Genomic DNA, 13560 nt, shown 5'->3' on the forward strand with positions numbered 1-13560 from the left:
ACAAGAACAAGGATTACCACGATGCGCACGCACACTGTTTCCATCAGCTTGTCGAGTTTCGGTGCCGATGCCGTAAGGCGGTTGGGCCAGGCCAGCTACCTGCCGTTGCTCGCTGCGGCAGGGGCACGGCGGGTGGAATGGCGCGAGGAGCTGTTCGACGCTGCGCCTGATGCCGCTACCCTGGCCAACCTGGCCGCCGAGCATGGCCTGCAGAGTCTCTACTCCACGCCACTGGAACTGTGGCGCGAGGATGGCAGCCTGGAGCCCGCGATTGCCCAGCGGCTGCAACTGGCGAGCGAGATCGGCGCGGTGGCACTCAAGGTGTCGCTGGGTCATTACCAGGATGGCTGCGATTTACTGGCGCTGGCACCACTGTTGCAACACAAGACGGCGCTGTACGTGGAAAACGACCAGACGCCCTACGGTGGGCGGCTGCCGACCTTGGTGAAGTTTTTCCGCGAGGCCCAGGCGCAAGGCGTGGCGCCGGGCATGACCTTCGACATCGGCAACTGGTACTGGCACGACGAGTCGCCGCTGCTGGCCGCGCAATTGCTGGGGCGTTGGGTGCGCTACGTGCACTGCAAGGCGGTGGCGCGCCGCGCCGACGGGCGCCTGGTAGCCGTGGTGCCCGAGGACCTCGACCTGGCCCAGTGGCGCGAATTGATGACGCATTTCGCCCCGGGCCTGCCGCGTGCCATCGAGTACCCCCTGGCCGGCGAGGACCTGCTGGCACTGACGGCGCGCCAGGTCGCGCAACTGGCCGAGCTGGAAGGGCAGGTGTGCCATGGCTGAGCATGACGTGCTGTGCTTCGGTGAAACCATGGCCATGTTCGTGGCGGCGCAGCCGGGCGACCTGGCCCAGGTCGAGGGCTTTGGCAAACGCATCGCCGGTGCCGACAGCAACGTGGCCATCGGCCTGTCACGCCTGGGCCTGCGGGTGCAATGGCTGAGCCGGGTCGGTGACGACTCGCTCGGTGCCTTCGTGCTCGACAGCCTGCGCCGCGAAGGCCTGGACTGTTCCAGTGTCGAGGTCGATGCCGGGCACCCCACGGGGTTCCAGCTCAAGGAGCGCTGCGACGATGGCAGCGATCCGAAAGTCGAGTATTTCCGCCGTGGCTCGGCGGCCAGTCGGCTGTCGCCCGCGCTGGTGCGGCCGGCGTTGTTGCAGGCCCGGCACCTGCATGCCACGGGCATTCCGGCGGCGCTTTCAGGCAGTTGCCGCGAACTGTGTCACCAGTTGCTGGACGGCATGCGAGCCAATGGCCGCAGCATTTCCTTCGACCCCAACCTGCGTCCGTCACTGTGGCCCGACCGCCAGACCATGGTGCGCGAGGTCAACGCCCTGGCGGCCAAGGCCGACTGGGTGCTGCCAGGGCTGGAGGAGGGGCGCCTGCTCACCGGCCGGCAGGCGCCGCAGGCCATCGCCGAGTTCTACCTAGAGCAGGGCGCGCAGTACGTGGCGATCAAGCTGGGGGCCGAAGGCGCCTACTGGCGCGATGCCCAGGGTGCCCATGGCGTGGTGCCCGGCCAGCCGGTCGCGCGGGTAGTGGACACCGTGGGCGCGGGCGATGCCTTCGCCGTCGGGGTGATCAGCGCCTTGCTCGAAGGCTTGCCGCTGCGCCGCGCCGTGGCCCGCGGCAACTGGTGCGGCAGCCGCGCGGTGCAGAGCCGCGGCGACATGGAAGGCCTGCCGCAACGTCATGAACTGGACCACCACGAAAGCCCTGAGCGCGAAGCACGCTGAAGCGCCGGCCTGTACGCAACCTGATGTGACAAGAACAACAAGACCAGGAGAACACCCATGCAGATCGATCGACTCGCACCCAGACGCTGGTGGTACATCATGCCCATCGTCTTCATCACCTACAGCCTGGCCTACCTCGACCGGGCCAACTACGGCTTCGCCGCGGCCTCGGGCATGGCCGACGACCTGAAGATCACCCCGGCGCTGTCGTCGCTGCTCGGCGCGCTGTTCTTCCTTGGCTACTTCTTCTTCCAGGTGCCCGGCGCCCTGTACGCGCAGAAGCGCAGCGTGAAGAAGCTGATCTTCGCCAGCCTGATCCTCTGGGGCGGGCTGGCCACGCTGACCGGGATCGTCCACGACGTCTATTGGCTGATCGCCATCCGCTTTCTCCTGGGCGTGGTCGAGGCGGCGGTGATGCCGGCCATGCTCATCTACCTGTGTCACTGGTTCACCCGCGCCGAGCGCTCGCGGGCCAACACCTTCCTGATCCTCGGCAACCCGGTGACCATCCTGTGGATGTCGGTGGTCTCGGGCTACCTGGTGCAGCAGTTCGACTGGCGCTGGATGTTCATCATCGAGGGCGCGCCGGCCATTCTCTGGGCGTTCATCTGGTGGCGCCTGGTCGATGACCGACCGGAGCAGGCCAAGTGGCTCGATGCCCGGGAGAAGGCCGCGCTGCGCCAAGCGCTGGACGCCGAGCAGCAGGGCATCAAGCCGGTGAAGAACTATGCCGAGGCATTCCGCTCGCCCACGGTGATCATCCTGTCGTTGCAGTACTTCTGCTGGAGCATCGGCGTGTATGGCTTCGTCCTCTGGCTGCCGTCGATCCTCAAGCAGGCCGCCGCGCTGGACATCGTCACCGCCGGCTGGCTGTCGGCGGTGCCGTACCTGGGGGCGGTGCTGGCCATGCTCGGGGTGTCGTGGGCCTCGGACCGCCTGCAGAAGCGCAAGCGCTTCGTCTGGCCGCCGTTGCTGATCGCCGCGCTGGCGTTCTACGGCTCCTATGCCCTGGGTACCGAGCACTTCTGGTGGTCATACGCCTTGCTGGTGATCGCCGGCGCCTGCATGTACGCGCCCTACGGGCCGTTTTTCGCGATCGTTCCCGAACTGTTGCCGGCCAACGTCGCCGGGGGCGCCATGGCGCTGATCAACAGCATGGGCGCGCTGGGCTCGTTCTCGGGCTCGTACCTGGTCGGCTACCTCAATGGTGTCACCGGCGGCCCCGGCGCTTCGTACCTGTTCATGTGCGGTGCACTGCTGTTGGCCGTGGCCCTGACCGCCGTCCTCAACCCCTTGCAACAGGCGCGCCGGCAAAGCCTGGCGCCGAGCCGATAGGAGCCTCAGCATGAAAAAGCGCATCGTCGCCTACAAACGCCTGTCCGATGAACTGATGGCGCGCCTGCACGCGCAGGCCGAGGTGATCCTGGTCGAGGCGCCGGCCGCCGATGGCCTGGCGCGCTTGCGCGCGGCGCTGCCGGGCGCCCATGGCCTGCTGGGCGCCAGCCTGCGCCTGGACCGCGCGCTGCTCGACCTGGCGCCGCAGCTGGAGGTGATCTCCAGCGTGTCGGTGGGCGTGGACAACTACGATATCGAGGCGCTGGATCAGCGTGGGGTGCTGCTGACAAACACTCCCGACGTGCTCACCGAAACCACCGCCGACACCGGTTTCGCGCTGATCCTGGCCTGTGCCCGGCGCGTGGTCGAGCTCGATGGCTGGATTCGCGCCGGCCACTGGCGGGCCGGGATCGGGCCGGCGCAGTTCGGCTGCGACGTGCAGGGCAAGACCCTGGGCATCGTCGGCATGGGCCGTATCGGCGAGGCCCTGGCCCGACGCGCGCATGCCGGTTTCGGCATGCGCGTGCTGTACCACACCCGTCAGCCGCGGCCCGAAGTGGAGGCGCGGTTCGCCGCCGCGCATCGCAGCCTGGAGGCATTGCTGGCCGAGTCCGATTTCGTCTGCCTGTGCCTGCCGTTGACCGCCGCGACCGAGAACCTGATCGGCGCGCCACAGCTGGCGCTGATGAAGCCATCTGCGATCCTGGTGAACATCTCCCGTGGCCGAGTGCTGGACGAGGCGGCTTTGCTCCAGGCCCTGGCCGAGCGGCGCATTCGCGGCGCCGGGCTGGACGTGTTCGTGCAGGAGCCGCTGGCGGCCGATTCGCCGCTGCTGCAACTAGACAACCTGGTGGTCACCCCGCATATCGGCTCGGCCACGCTGGAGACCCGCGAAGCCATGGCCCGCTGCGCGGTGGACAACCTGCTGGCCGCGCTGGCCGGCGAGCGGCCGGCGAACCTGGTCAACCCGAGGGCGTGGGAGTTGCGTATGCGTTGAACCTGGCAAGCGTTTCGTTTGCCTGATAACAACAGCTCTTGTGTGATTTCGAGGAGTGGGGCCGCTGCGCAGCCCTGGCCCCACCCACCAAAGGAGCGACGATTCCCGTATGACCTGATCAACAGAGAGACATCCTCATGTCCAAGGACCAACCCGCCTCCGTGCAACCGGCGCGCCGGGCGTTCCTGCGCCAATCCCTGACCCTGATCCCGGTGGCGACCCTCGCCAGCACGGGACTGGGCGGTGCAGTGCTCGCCGACAGCGCCACCCCGGCAGCCGCCGAACCGGCCCGGCCGGTCACCGCGCGCGCCTACCAGCCGACCTTCTTCACCCAGGAGGAGTGGGCCTTCGTCAGCGCCGCCGTGGCCGTGCTCATCCCCACTGATGCCCTGGGCGCGGGCGCGGCCGATGCCGGCGTGCCCGAGTTCATCGACCGCCAGCTCAACACCCGCTACGGCAGTGGCGGGCTGTGGTACATGCAGGGGCCATTCCACCCCGACGCCCCCAGCGAGCTGGGCTACCAGCTCAAGCTCAACCCCCAGGAGATCTACCGGCTGGGCATCGCCGAGACCGACGCCTGGTGCAAGGCGCAGTTCGGCAAGGCGTTCGCCCAGCTCGATCTTGCGCGCCAGCAGCAGGTACTGGAGGCCCTGGACGGCGGTACGGTGACATTTGCCTCGTTGCCGGCGGCCACCTTCTTCAACATGCTCTGGCTCAACACCCGCGAAGGCTTTTTCAGTGAGGCAACCAGGGGTTGGTCGGCTGGAAGCTGGTGGGCTTCCCAGGCGCCCGCGCCGATTTCATGGACTGGGTGGAGCGCGACGAGCGTTATCCGTTCCCGCCGGTCTCCATCAGCGGCGAGCGGGGTTGAAGCATGAGCCAGATGAAGAAAGTCGATGTAGTCATCGTCGGTTTCGGCTGGGCCGGGGCGATCATGGCCAAGGAGCTGACAGAGGCCGGCCTGCAGGTGCTCGCCTTGGAGCGTGGCCCGGCCCGGGACACCTACCCGGATGGCGTCTACCCGCAGACCATGGACGAGCTGACCTACAACTCGCGCAAGAAGCTGTTCATGGACATCTCCCGCGAGACCGTGACCCTGCGCCACAGCGTCAACGACGTGGCCGTGCCGTATCGCCAGTTCGGCGCCTTCCTGCCCGGCACCGGCACGGGTGGGGCGGGGCTGCACTGGTCCGGCGTGCATTTTCGCGTCGACCCGGTGGAGCTGCGCCTGCGCAGCCACTACGAGGAGCGCTACGGCAAGGCCTTCATCCCCGAAGGCATGACCATCCAGGACTTCGGCGTGAGCTACGAAGAGCTGGAGCCGTACTTCGATTTCGCCGAGAAGGTGTTCGGTACCTCCGGCACGGCCTGGTCGATCAAGGGCCAGGTGGTGGGCCGCGACAAGGGCGGCAACCCGTTCGCCGCCGACCGCTCCAGCGACTTCCCGCTGGTGGCGCAGAAGAACACCGTGTCGGCGCAACTGTTCGAGAAGGCCGCCCGTGAAGTCGGCTATCACCCCTACAACCTGCCGTCGGCCAACACCTCGGGGCCTTACACCAACCCGTACGGTGCGCAGATGGGACCGTGCAACTTCTGTGGTTACTGCAGCGGCTATGCCTGCTACATGTACTCCAAGGCCTCGCCCAACGTGAATATCCTGCCAGCCCTGCGCCAGGTGCCGAACTTCGAGTTGCGCAACAATGCCCATGTGCTGCGGGTCAACCTGACCGAGGACAAACGCCTGGCCACCGGCGTGACCTATGTCGACAGCCAGGGGCGCGAGGTCGAGCAACCGGCCGACCTGGTGATCCTCGGCGCCTTCCAGTACAACAACGTGCGCCTGATGCTGCTCTCGGGCATTGGCAAACCCTACGATCCGGTCAGCAACCAAGGCGTGGTGGGGCGCAACTTCGCCTACCAGAACATCTCCACCGTGACCGCGTTCTTTGATCGCGACAGCCACCATACCAACCCCTTCATCGGTGCCGGCGGCAACGGTGTGGCGGTGGACGATTTCAACGCCGATAACTTCGACCATGGCCCCCACGGTTTCGTCGGCGGCTCGCCGTTCTGGGTCAACCAGGCGGGCGCCAAGCCGATCTCCGGTACCAAGGTGCCACCGGGCACGCCGAAATGGGGCAGTGGCTGGAAGGCCGCGGTGGCCGACAGCTACCGGCATATGCTGTCGATGGACGCCCACGGCGCGCACCAGTCCTATCGCGACAACTACCTCGACCTGGACCCGGTGTACAAGGACGCCTACGGCCAGCCGTTGCTGCGCATGACCTTCGACTGGAAGGACAACGACGTGAAGATGAACCGCTTCATGGTCGAGCGCATGGGCAAGATCGCCGAAGCCATGGGGCCCAAGGCGATCAGCGCGGGGAAAAAGGCCTTCGGCCAGCACTTCGATGCCTCCACCTACCAGACCACTCACCTCAATGGCGGCGCAATCATGGGCACCGACCCGAAGACCAGCGCGCTCAACCGCTACCTGCAATGCTGGGACGTGCACAACGTGTTCGTGCCCGGCGCCTCGGCCTTCCCCCAGGGCCTGGGCTACAACCCCACCGGGCTGGTGGCGGCGTTGACCTACTGGTCGGCGCGGGCGATCCGCGAACGCTACCTGAAGAACCCCGGCCCACTGGTGCAGGCATGAGGAGGCCGGTCATGAAACTCAAGACACTGTTCATCGCCATGCTCGGCCTGGGTGCGAGCACCTTGCTGCACGCCGCCGACGGCGTCGATCCAGCCTTGGTCAAGCAGGGCGAGTACCTGGCCCGTGCCGGCGACTGCGTGGCCTGCCACACCGCCAAGGGCGGCAAGCCCTTCGCCGGCGGGCTGCCGATGGAGACGCCGATCGGCACCCTCTATTCGACCAATATCACCCCGCACGCCAGCGGCATCGGCCAGTATCGCTACGAAGACTTCGAGCGCGCCGTGCGCCAGGGCATCGGCAAGGATGGCAGTACGCTGTATCCGGCCATGCCATACCCGTCCTATGCCCGGGTCAGCGATCAGGACATGCAGGCGCTGTATGCCTACTTCATGCACGGCGTGCAGCCGGTGGCGCAGCAGAACAAGGCCAGCGACATCCCTTGGCCATTGAGCATGCGCTGGCCGCTGGCGTTCTGGCGTGGGTTGTTCGCGCCCGAGGTCAAGCCGTTCGAAGCCGCAGGGCGTGATCCGGTGGTGGCGCGGGGTGCCTACCTGGTCGAAGGGCTGGGCCATTGCGGCGCCTGTCATACGCCACGGGCGATCACCATGCAGGAAAAGGCATTGGATACCAACGACGGCGACGCCTTCCTGGCCGGCAGCGCACCGCTTGAGGGCTGGATCGCCAAGAGCCTGCGCGGCGACCACAAGGACGGCCTGGGCAGTTGGAACGAGGCGCAGATCGTCGCCTTCCTCAAGACCGGCCGCAACGAGCGCACCGCGGTGTTCGGCGGCATGAGCGACGTGGTCGAGCACAGCATGCAGTACATGAGCGATGCCGACCTGACGGCCATTGCCCGCTACCTGAAGACCTTGCCGCCGAGCAACCCGGACGACCAGCCGTTCCAGGCGGACCCCAGCGCGGCCCTGGCGCTGTGGCAAGGCAATGACGGCAAGACGGGCGCGGCGTTGTACGTGGACAACTGCGGGGCTTGCCACCGTACCAACGGCCAAGGCTATGCCCGGGTGTTCCCGGCGCTGGCAGGCAATCCAGTGGTGCAGGGGCAGGATGCCACCTCGCTGATCCACATCGTGCTGGAAGGCGCGACCCTACCGGCCACGGCGAGCGCGCCGTCGACGTTCAGCATGCCCGGCTTCGGCTGGCGGCTGTCGGACCAGCAGGTGGCCGATGTGGTCAACTTCATTCGCAGCAGCTGGGGCAACCAGGCCGCGGCGGTGACCGCGGGGCAGGTGGCGGCGCTACGCAAGGCAGCACCGGTGCCGCTCAAGGCTCAGACGCTGATCGGTGATACCACGGGGATTGTGGAGCCTTGATCGACAGGCTCGATTGACAGGGAGGTGTTGTGGGAGGGGGCTTGTTCCGCGATGGCCGCTTGGCCAGATCGCGGGGCAAGCCCGCTCCCACCGGTTGCCGATTACGCCGCCGAATACCTCGAAATCACTTCAGCATGTTCTAATAAAATACATTTGATATAACTCATAACTATTTGAATTATATGAATTAATTTTTAGCGACTGCATGCTGGGCGCATTGCTCGTAATACGTCTGCTTGATCGCCGCAGGCTTCAGCCGCGAGCGACTGTTATACGTCTGCTCGGTGATCCCGAACGCCGTCATGCGCATCCATGGCTTGGCGAACTTGCGTGCCTGCAGCTTCTTGCGCGTGGCATACAGGGTCACCCCGGAAAGCTTGGCCTGTTGCGCCTCGGCGGCGATCTGCGCGCCCCAGCCGCACACCTGGCGATCGTTCTGGCTCAGGGCCCGGGCCTGGGCGCCAAAGGCGGTCGTGGCCAGCAGGCAGCCAGCCACGGTTGCTAGAATTACGCGCATGTTGCTGTCCTAAGCATCTGAAGGAAAACGAAGTTTGCCCGCGCTTTCGACGCCTGGGGGCCAGCAGTTTGCCGTCAGGCGATGGCCATTTGCAGGCCATCGCGCGAACGCCAGCGCAACGATTGCAGGGCCAGGGCGGCAACCCACAACACGCTGATGCCGTAGTTGAGGCGCTGGTACAGGCCGAACAGTTCACCGCCTTGCGCGGCTTTGGCCATCAGCACCACGGTGATCATCGCCAGCACCGAGCACAGTAGCGACCACCTTCCCAGCCAGGGGGAACCTGCCACGCGTTTGCCCAGCCAGATCCACAACACGCTGGCCAGGGTCAGCGAGAGGAACATCAGCAGGCCGCTGAGGTTGTGCATCTGTTGCGAGAATGACGGCTCCAGCGGCGCGCAGCCCTGGTCGCAGGGGAACCAGCCGGTACCCAGGCTGCCGACAGCGTGCAGCAGCACCAGCCCCGCGCTCAACCGAGCCAGACCCGAGTACTGCCAGCGCCGCGCCAGGCCCCAGCCGAACAGGCCGAAGAGCAACGCCAAGGGGAAGTTGTTGACCCAGGGCGAGAAGCCATGGGTCGGCGCGCCGACCGCGCCGAGCTGGCTCATGGCCTGTTGCAGATGGTCGTAGCCGGGATAGGCCAGGGCGGTCAGGCCAACGCCCGACAACAGCCAGAGCGGAATGAGCAGGCCAGTGGCGAGCAGCAGGCGATCGAACGTCTTCATGCGGTTTCCTTCCTTGGAGAGAGCAGGTCGCAGCCTACAGCGCGGGCATGTCCCATGGCCAGGCTCAATCGCCAACGAGCAGCATCACCAGCAGTACGCAGGCCAGCAGCGCCAGGTAGGCCCGGGCATGCACGTGGTCGGGGATGCGCCCCAGCAACGGCGCGGCCAGGTGCATGCCCAGCCAGGCACCGACGGTCATAACCAGGGCGGCGCGCAGGTCGATCAGCCCGAGCACGCCGGAGCCCAGGTCAGCCTGACTGCTCGGCACCAGGGCATAGACCAGCGTGGCCGCCAGGGCCATGGGCAGCGACAGCGGATTGGCCATGGCAGTGGCGGTGCGCATACTGGCGCCGCGGCGGCGCATCAGCGGCACGGTCATCACGCTGCCACCGACGCCAAGCAGCGCCGCCAGCGCGCCGATGGGCAGGCCGGCGAGGGTTGCGCCGGTACGGCTCATTTCAGCCAGTGCCTGCCCGCTTGTGCGGACGAAGCCCGGGCGCAGCCAGGCATCGAGCAGGCTGAGCAGGAGATAGGCGATGAACAACCCGCGCAGCCAGGCGCTGGTCACGTACAGGGCGGCCCAGGCGCCGAGCAGCGCCCCTATGGCTATGGCCGGCGCCAGGGGCCGCACCAGGTCCCAGCGCAGGCTGCCGGCTCGGTGGTGGCGCCAGGTGGCCAGGGCGCTGCTGAAGATCATCACCGTGGCCGAGGTGGCCACGGCGATCTGCATGGCATGCTCCGCCACGGCCGTGCCTGCGCCGTGGCTGGTCAGCAGCAGGGCATAGAGCAGCGGCACGGCGAAGAACCCGCCGCCGAAGCCGAACAGCAAGGTGGTGACGCCGGCACACAAGCCGAACAAGCCAAGCAGGGGGTAGAGCATGGGAACAGCCTCAGGGCCAGGACAGGGGCTCCCAGCGTAGGCCCCTGCCTCTTGGCCGGCTTGCGCCAATTGGCCAATAATCATCGCATCACGGCCAGAGCCTGTTGTCATGCGCAATGTTCCCCTGTCCCAAGTCGATGCCACCCCCCGTGCGGTACTGGCCATCGCCACCGATTACCCGCCCGACACCCTGTTGCCCAGGCACGTCCATCGCCGGGCGCAATTTCTGTACGGGATGAGCGGGCTGATGGAGGTGTTGACCGACGATGGCGCCTGGGTCATTCCACCCGGCAGCGGCGTGTGGATTCCTCCCGGCAAGCCGCACCAGGTGCGCATGCGCGGCGTGAGTACCCGCAGCCTCTACATCGAGCCGACAGCACTGCCTCGCCCGGGGCCGCTATGCGAGGCATTGCGTGTCCAACCGCTGCTGCACCAGCTATTGCTGGCCAGCGCCGAAGTGCCGGCACTGCATGACGAGGCGGGGCGCGACGGCCTGCTGCTGGGGCTGCTGCTGCACGAACTGGGCCAGGCCGAGCGCCTGCCGCTGTTCGCGCCGATGCCGACGGAGCCACGTTTGGCGGCCCTGTGCCAGGCGTTCCTGGCGCAGCCGTTGATCCATGCCCGGGCCGAGGCCTGGGCGCGTCAACTCAACTGCAGCCCGCGCACCTTCAGCCGGCGTTTTCGCGAGCAGACCGGGCTGTCGTTCGGCCAATGGCGCCAGCAGGCCTGCCTGATGGCGGCGGTGACACGCCTGGCGGCAGGCGAGGCGGTGACGGCCATCGCCCTGGACCTGGGCTACGAGAGCCCCAGCGCATTCTCCAGCCTGTACCGCAAGGTCATGGGCCACACGCCCTCGGCGGCGCGCCACGGCGCATGAAAACCCGCCCGGACGTATGTGATCGTACAACTGCTTGCGCTATCATCGCGCCTGTCTTCCACAACCAGACAGACAGGGCATGACAGAGCAGCAGGTACAGGCACGGACCCGGCGCAAGCCACGCAGTCTGGCCCAGGAACTGGTCACGGTGCTGACCGAGCGCATTCGCAGCGGCCAGCTCAAACGCGGCGACAAGCTGCCCACCGAATCGCAGATCATGGCCGAGGAAGGGGTCAGCCGCACGGTGGTGCGTGAGGCCATCTCGCGGCTGCAGGCCGCAGGCCAGGTCGAGACCCGCCACGGTATCGGCACCTTCGTGCTGGACACCCCAAGTACCGGGGGTTTTCGTATCGACCCGGCGACCATCGTCACCCTGCGCGAGGTGCTGGCGGTGCTGGAGTTGCGCATTGCCCTGGAGATCGAGTCGGCGGGCCTTGCGGCCGAGCGTCGCAGCGACGAGCAACTGGCCGGCATGCGCGCCGCGCTGGACGAGCTCAACGAGGGCGCGGCCCATGCCTCGGATGCGGTGTCGGCGGACTTCCAGTTCCACCTGCGCATTGCCCAGGCCAGCGGCAATCACTACTTCGCCGACATCATCAATCACCTGGGCACCAGCATCATCCCGCGTACCCGGCTCAACTCGGCGCGCCTGGCCCATGACGACCAGGCGCATTACATGAGCCGGTTGATGCACGAGCACGAAGCGATCTACGAGGCGATCGCCCGGCGCGACAGCGAAGGCGCCAAGATGGCCATGCGCATGCACCTGAGCAACAGCCGCGAACGCCTGCGCCAGGCCCATGAAGAGGCCGAGGCGCAGCGGGGCTGACGTCCGAGGTGGTCAAACGCGTGGGAGCCCGGTATCAGGCCTGCTCCCACGTCGTTTCCAATCGCGTTTCCAGGTAGTCAGACTGCCCCTTCGCTCCACTGTCCATTCACCAGCCGCCGCAGCCCCAACGGGTTGCCATCGCGCAACGCCTCCGGCAGCAAAGCCTGCGGGTAGTTCTGGTAGCACACCGGCCGCAGGAAGCGATCGATCGCCAGCGTTCCCACCGAAGTGCCACGGGCATCCGAGGTCGCCGGGTAAGGCCCGCCATGGACCATGGCGTCGCACACCTCGACCCCGGTCGGGTAGCCATTGACCAGGATGCGCCCGACCTTCTCTTCGAGCAGCGGCACCAGCCAGGCAAAGGCCTCGAGGTCGTCCGGCTCGCCGATCAGCGTGGCGGTGAGCTGGCCGCGCAGGCCGAGCAGGGCGGCGCGCAACTGTGCCTCGTCGGCGACCTCCACGGCCACCGTGGCCGGGCCGAACACCTCCTCCTGCAGCAGCGGGTCGGCCTCTGCCAGCAGGCGGGCATCGGCCTTGAACAGCTGGGCCCGGGCCTGATCGCCTAGCTGCGGCTGCCCCGCCAGATGCTGGATGCCGGCGTGGGCCTGCAGATGCTCCAGGCCGCCGACATAACTGCACAGACCGCCGGCATTGAGCAACGTCTGGCCGGCCTGCTGATCCAGGTGCTGGCCCAACTCGCCCAGCAGTTGGCTGAAGCCTGGGGACTGCAAGCCGATCACCATCCCGGGATTGGTGCAGAACTGACCGGCGCCCAGGCACACCGAGCCTGCCAGTTCGCGGGCGATGGCCTCGCCGCGCTTGGCCAGGGCGCCGGGCAGGACGATCACCGGGTTGATGCTGGACATCTCGGCGAACACCGGAATTGGTTGCGGCCGCTCGGCGGCCATGCGGCACAGCGCGTCGCCGCCTTTAAGCGAGCCGGTGAAGCCGACGGCCTGGATGGCCGGGTGCTTGACCAGCCATTCGCCGACACCACCGCCGAACACCATGTTGAACACGCCCTTGGGCATGCCGGTGCGGTCGGCGGCGCGCAGGATGGCACAGGCCACCAGGTCGGCGGTGGCCATATGGCCGCTGTGGGCCTTGAATACCACCGGGCAGCCGGCGGCCAGGGCCGCAGCGGTGTCGCCACCTGCGGTGGAGAAGGCCAGCGGGAAGTTGCTGGCACCGAACACCGCCACCGGGCCGACCCCGATGCGCATCTGGCGGATGTCCACCCGTGGCAGCGGCTGACGCTCGGGCAGCGCCAGGTCGATGCGCGCGCCGAGGTAGTCGCCGCGACGCAGCACCTGGGCGAACAGGCGCATCTGGCCGCTGGTGCGGCCGCGCTCGCCCTGGATGCGCGCGGCGGGGAGGGCGGTTTCACGGCAGACGATGGCGACGAAGTGCTCGTCGAGTTCGTCCAGTTCGGCGGCGATGGCTTCGAGGAACTCGGCGCGGCGGGCCGGGGGCAGTTGGCGGAACGCGCTGAAGGCGTCGGCGGCGGCGCGGGCGGCACGGTCGACTTCGCCCTCGGTGGCCTGGACGAAGCTGTAGGGCAGCGCTTCGCCGCTGGTGGCGTCGAGGCTGTACAGGCGTTGCGGGCCAAGGGCGCTGCGCTGGCCGGCGATGAAGTTGTGGCCGAGGATATTGGGCATGGAAACTC

At 67.3% G+C, this 13560-nt stretch carries 12 protein-coding genes and 1 pseudogene; 9 read left to right on the plus strand and 4 right to left on the minus strand.

The genetic code is table 11. The features are described 5' to 3' along the window. Positions 1–21: 21 nt before the first annotated feature. The 7 genes and pseudogenes from C3F42_RS00240 to C3F42_RS00270 all read left to right on the plus strand — a co-directional run bounded on the left by C3F42_RS00240 (position 22) and on the right by C3F42_RS00270 (position 8066). Positions 22–792, plus strand: coding sequence for a sugar phosphate isomerase/epimerase (locus tag C3F42_RS00240; RefSeq protein WP_094012525.1), 771 nt, complete (start codon positions 22–24; stop codon positions 790–792). Continuing rightward, positions 785–1744 carry a sugar kinase gene (locus C3F42_RS00245; RefSeq protein ID WP_094012524.1) on the plus strand — a complete coding sequence of 320 codons (960 nt, stop codon included), beginning with the start codon at positions 785–787 and terminating at the stop codon, positions 1742–1744. Before C3F42_RS00240 ends, C3F42_RS00245 begins: the two co-directional genes overlap by 8 nt. A 57-nt stretch (positions 1745–1801) precedes the next feature. Next, complete coding sequence (locus C3F42_RS00250; protein ID WP_038706248.1) at positions 1802–3079, plus strand: MFS transporter; 1278 nt, start codon at positions 1802–1804, stop codon at positions 3077–3079. 10 nt (positions 3080–3089) lie between these two features. After that, entirely contained in the window at positions 3090–4076 is a 987-nt protein-coding gene (locus tag C3F42_RS00255) for a D-glycerate dehydrogenase (RefSeq protein WP_104443763.1), read from the plus strand. Positions 4077–4213: 137 nt separating this feature from the next. Next, positions 4214–4947: pseudogene (locus C3F42_RS00260) on the plus strand (gluconate 2-dehydrogenase subunit 3 family protein). Positions 4948–4959: 12 nt separating this feature from the next. Beyond that, positions 4960–6735 carry a GMC family oxidoreductase gene (locus C3F42_RS00265; RefSeq protein WP_094012522.1) on the plus strand — a complete coding sequence of 592 codons (1776 nt, stop codon included), beginning with the start codon at positions 4960–4962 and terminating at the stop codon, positions 6733–6735. Between the two features lie 11 nt (positions 6736–6746). Then, positions 6747–8066: a cytochrome c gene (locus tag C3F42_RS00270; RefSeq protein WP_104443764.1), complete on the plus strand. Its 1320-nt coding sequence runs from the start codon at positions 6747–6749 to the stop codon at positions 8064–8066. A 187-nt stretch (positions 8067–8253) separates the two neighbouring features. Here C3F42_RS00270 and C3F42_RS00275 read toward each other — a convergent pair whose 3' ends face one another. From C3F42_RS00275 to C3F42_RS00285, 3 genes are all read right to left on the minus strand, one after another. Next, complete coding sequence (locus C3F42_RS00275; RefSeq protein ID WP_023631866.1) at positions 8254–8583, minus strand: hypothetical protein; 330 nt, start codon at positions 8581–8583, stop codon at positions 8254–8256. 74 nt (positions 8584–8657) lie between these two features. Beyond that, on the minus strand, positions 8658–9308 hold the full coding sequence (locus C3F42_RS00280) for a DUF998 domain-containing protein (RefSeq protein ID WP_094012520.1): 651 nt from the start codon (positions 9306–9308) through the stop codon (positions 8658–8660). A gap of 64 nt (positions 9309–9372) precedes the next feature. Then, positions 9373–10188, minus strand: coding sequence for a sulfite exporter TauE/SafE family protein (locus tag C3F42_RS00285; protein ID WP_094012519.1), 816 nt, complete (start codon positions 10186–10188; stop codon positions 9373–9375). A gap of 109 nt (positions 10189–10297) precedes the next feature. Here C3F42_RS00285 and C3F42_RS00290 point away from each other — a divergent pair, with 109 nt between their 5' ends. Then, positions 10298–11065, plus strand: coding sequence for a helix-turn-helix domain-containing protein (locus C3F42_RS00290; protein WP_094012518.1), 768 nt, complete (start codon positions 10298–10300; stop codon positions 11063–11065). 79 nt (positions 11066–11144) lie between these two features. Further along, positions 11145–11894 (plus strand): FadR/GntR family transcriptional regulator, encoded by a 750-nt coding sequence (locus C3F42_RS00295; protein ID WP_023632887.1) that lies wholly within the window; start codon positions 11145–11147, stop codon positions 11892–11894. A 77-nt stretch (positions 11895–11971) separates the two neighbouring features. Here the strand turns inward: C3F42_RS00295 and C3F42_RS00300 are convergent, their stop codons facing one another. Continuing rightward, a complete protein-coding gene (locus tag C3F42_RS00300) occupies positions 11972–13552 on the minus strand; it encodes an aldehyde dehydrogenase (NADP(+)) (RefSeq protein WP_104443765.1) in 1581 nt (526 codons plus the stop codon). Positions 13553–13560 lie beyond the last annotated feature (8 nt).

It is taken from the genome of Pseudomonas sp. PONIH3 (genome assembly GCF_002934345.1).
GTDB classification, from domain to species: Bacteria; Pseudomonadota; Gammaproteobacteria; order Pseudomonadales; family Pseudomonadaceae; genus Aquipseudomonas; species Aquipseudomonas soli.

Coding starts and splice junctions, on each gene's coding strand:
- C3F42_RS00240 (WP_094012525.1), top strand. CDS start 22: ATGCGCACGCACACTGTTTCCATCAGCTTGTCGAGTTTCGGTGCCGAT.
- C3F42_RS00245 (WP_094012524.1), top strand. CDS start 785: ATGGCTGAGCATGACGTGCTGTGCTTCGGTGAAACCATGGCCATGTTC.
- C3F42_RS00250 (WP_038706248.1), top strand. CDS start 1,802: ATGCAGATCGATCGACTCGCACCCAGACGCTGGTGGTACATCATGCCC.
- C3F42_RS00255 (WP_104443763.1), top strand. CDS start 3,090: ATGAAAAAGCGCATCGTCGCCTACAAACGCCTGTCCGATGAACTGATG.
- C3F42_RS00265 (WP_094012522.1), top strand. CDS start 4,960: ATGAAGAAAGTCGATGTAGTCATCGTCGGTTTCGGCTGGGCCGGGGCG.
- C3F42_RS00270 (WP_104443764.1), top strand. CDS start 6,747: ATGAAACTCAAGACACTGTTCATCGCCATGCTCGGCCTGGGTGCGAGC.
- C3F42_RS00275 (WP_023631866.1), bottom strand. CDS start 8,583: ATGCGCGTAATTCTAGCAACCGTGGCTGGCTGCCTGCTGGCCACGACC.
- C3F42_RS00280 (WP_094012520.1), bottom strand. CDS start 9,308: ATGAAGACGTTCGATCGCCTGCTGCTCGCCACTGGCCTGCTCATTCCG.
- C3F42_RS00285 (WP_094012519.1), bottom strand. CDS start 10,188: ATGCTCTACCCCCTGCTTGGCTTGTTCGGCTTGTGTGCCGGCGTCACC.
- C3F42_RS00290 (WP_094012518.1), top strand. CDS start 10,298: ATGCGCAATGTTCCCCTGTCCCAAGTCGATGCCACCCCCCGTGCGGTA.
- C3F42_RS00295 (WP_023632887.1), top strand. CDS start 11,145: ATGACAGAGCAGCAGGTACAGGCACGGACCCGGCGCAAGCCACGCAGT.
- C3F42_RS00300 (WP_104443765.1), bottom strand. CDS start 13,552: ATGCCCAATATCCTCGGCCACAACTTCATCGCCGGCCAGCGCAGCGCC.